Origin of the sequence: Solibacillus isronensis (genome assembly GCF_900168685.1) — a bacterium.
Lineage (GTDB): Bacteria > Bacillota > Bacilli > Bacillales_A > Planococcaceae > Solibacillus > Solibacillus isronensis_A.
Genome location: NZ_FVZN01000003.1, coordinates 1 through 2621 on the forward strand (window position 1 = coordinate 1; position 2621 = coordinate 2621).

The window sequence follows — 2621 nt, forward strand, 5'->3', positions numbered from 1 at the left end:
CACCCGTTCCCATACCGAACACGGAAGTTAAGCTCTTTAGCGCCGATGGTAGTTGGGGGCTTCCCCCTGTGAGAGTAGGACGTCGCTTCGCACATGTAAAACCCACTGAGAAATCAGTGGGTTTTTTTGTCGTTTCATTTAAAGAATTAAAATATACTCAACTTTTGCTTTTAAACAATGGTAACTGCAATGTATCCAGAATAGTAATAGAGATAACAAGCAGAATGTAAACGGAGAAAAATAGAATGGAAATGTTTCTTAAATTTTTTAACTTAGCACACCTTATGCATTCAATTTAAAAACGCTCCCTTTAAGAAGGAAGCGCGCTGAATTATTCATCTTGATAGCTTAAAGATTGTTCATGGTATTCAAGAAGAGCCTGAGTTAATTGTTTAGAAAACTTTTCTTCGATATATGCTGCGATGTATAGCTTTTTGTCGACTTCCAATTGCGCAGAACGAAAAAGCTTTTGGAAAAGGGTCGCCTTTATTTGTTGCGAGTACTGTTGAACAGCCTCATTTTGCAAACGGCTGAGCACAATTTGTTCTATTGCCTTTTCTCTAATACGAATTGCGATATCCTCTTTATTCGAAGCCATGATTTCCTCAACCTTCTTTTTCAATTCAGCATTTTCCTGTTCAAGTTTTTTTGTAGCTTCTTGGATCTCCTCCAATCCTTGTGAAGGTTCTGGAGGGAGGGCTTTGATTTCCTGTTTGAAGAAATCATAGTTTAAACTTAGCTGCATTTGCTCAGTTTCTTCGTCTTGTTCCATTTTAAACAAACCTGTCTTCATAATCTGCTCCAGTGCCTGGCTCATGGCATTGAGTCTGTACTCAATATTATCGGGCATTCCTACTTCTGTTGAGGAAGGAGTTCTTTTTTTGATAATATGGCCATCTTTATTAATACGTAACAGCTGCTTTAACCCTTTTACACGATACTCGTCTTTTAAAAGCAATATCATACGCAGTTTTAAAACGGCTTTAAAGTCTAATCGAATAACAGATGCTGTAGTGGGGTTTGACGCTTCACCATCAAAAAGATACTCTTCAAACGGTTTAATATAGTAACGTATCTGAGCATCAGTGACATTAAACCAGCTGGCTACTTCAGGTGTAGAATAGTATTTTTTTTCAATGAGGTTGGACAAATAAGGTTCCGATAAAAAGAATTGTTCAGTTGGTGTTTCTTTAATAACTAAATATAACGGGTCGTCTGCAAAAATTTCTTTAATACGTTTTTCTATCGAAATCGTTTGTTCCATCTTTTCTTCTCTCCTGTTCTACGGGGAATTTTTCTATTCTATGCTTTGCTAAATTTACTTCTCTACTTTTTTCTATTCTTAAAGGTTCGGTTTTATACCAATTTTTTTAAAAAGAGAAAGAAAAGATGTTCTATAAATCAACTAAACAGTTTTTTCCAAAGTTAATAGTGAATTTTAATTAAGGTACTTAAAGGACTATATGATATGGAATCTTTTAAAGATGTGATTGTTTTATTGATAACAGGTACTACTGAAACAGTTCAATTGAAAAACGACGTATATAGGAAACTTCTATTATTATCTTGGACAATTTTATAAGAAGTACGGGTATTCAGAGGAAGATATTAAATATCCATAAAAGCGCGCAGATTCTTTTTTGAAGTATTAATATGAGAAGCTCTTTAATCTTGAGGGAAATGAAAGGACTCAATTTGCTGGTAATTATTAAGAAGCCTTTCTATATTATTTAGAAAGGCCCCTTTTCTATATTACTTTTTAAAAACATTAGGATTGGTAAGACGAATTGATTGGACTTCCCCGCAGTTTGTACAAAATGTATAAACCTTTTCGGATCCAACAAACGAAACTTTACTTTTTCTTAATAACAAGTAATCTGTAGCTTCATCTAATTCTGTACTTCCGCAATTTTTGCATTTTCGTTCCTCAATAGGTGTCATAGTGATTTCCTCCTTTTTTACTTATATAAAGTATATACGTGTATTCTGTAAAAAAGTTACAATTTTTATTAGTTATATTCACTTAACTTCGTTAGTCAGTTTTCCCGTAAAAGAGTTAGGAGCTTTAATTATGAAGAAAGCTTTAAGTTATAAGGTACAAACAGCATAAAATTGGTTTTAGTAATTGTAAGATTAAAGGGATATCAAGATCTACTTTAAAAAGGGGATAAATATAAGGTCATTATATATGAAGAATATTATACTGACTTTTCCTTAGTTAATGATAGAAACACATAATAAACATATTAAGTATACTAAATCAAAAAAAGTTATAAAAAACTATTGCTAAGTGAATAATATCATGATATATTATTATAAGTCGCAACGACGACAATGAATATCGAAAAAACATTTTAAAATAAATGTTGACATAACATTCGGAGAATGATATGATATAAAAGTTGTCACTTGAACGACGCAATGAACCTTGAAAACTGAACAAGCAACGTTAATGAAACAAGCTTCTTAAATGAAGCAAACAATAGATTTCAAATTCTAACGAAGTTGGATCGCTAGCAAAGCAAATGAGCTTTCAAACTACTTTTATGGAGAGTTTGATCCTGGCTCAGGACGAACGCTGGCGGCGTGCCTAATACATGCAAGTCGAGCGGAAATTTTAT

Annotated in this window: 2 protein-coding genes and 2 rRNA genes; 2 read left to right on the top strand and 2 right to left on the bottom strand. The window is 33.2% G+C overall.

The features are described from left to right. Window positions 1-91, top strand: a 5S ribosomal RNA gene (rrf, locus tag B5473_RS00605); the annotation flags it as partial. 240 nt (window positions 92-331) lie between these two features. Here the strand turns inward: rrf and B5473_RS00610 are convergent. Next, window positions 332-1264, bottom strand: a complete 933-nt coding sequence (locus B5473_RS00610) for a DNA primase (protein ID WP_079523202.1) — start codon at window positions 1262-1264, stop codon at window positions 332-334. A gap of 488 nt (window positions 1265-1752) precedes the next feature. Beyond that, window positions 1753-1941 (bottom strand): hypothetical protein, encoded by a 189-nt coding sequence (locus B5473_RS00615; protein WP_079523203.1) that lies wholly within the window; start codon window positions 1939-1941, stop codon window positions 1753-1755. Between the two features lie 602 nt (window positions 1942-2543). On the opposite strand from B5473_RS00615, the gene B5473_RS00620 reads away from it, so the two are divergent. Then, window positions 2544-2621 (top strand): 16S ribosomal RNA (locus B5473_RS00620); the annotation flags it as partial.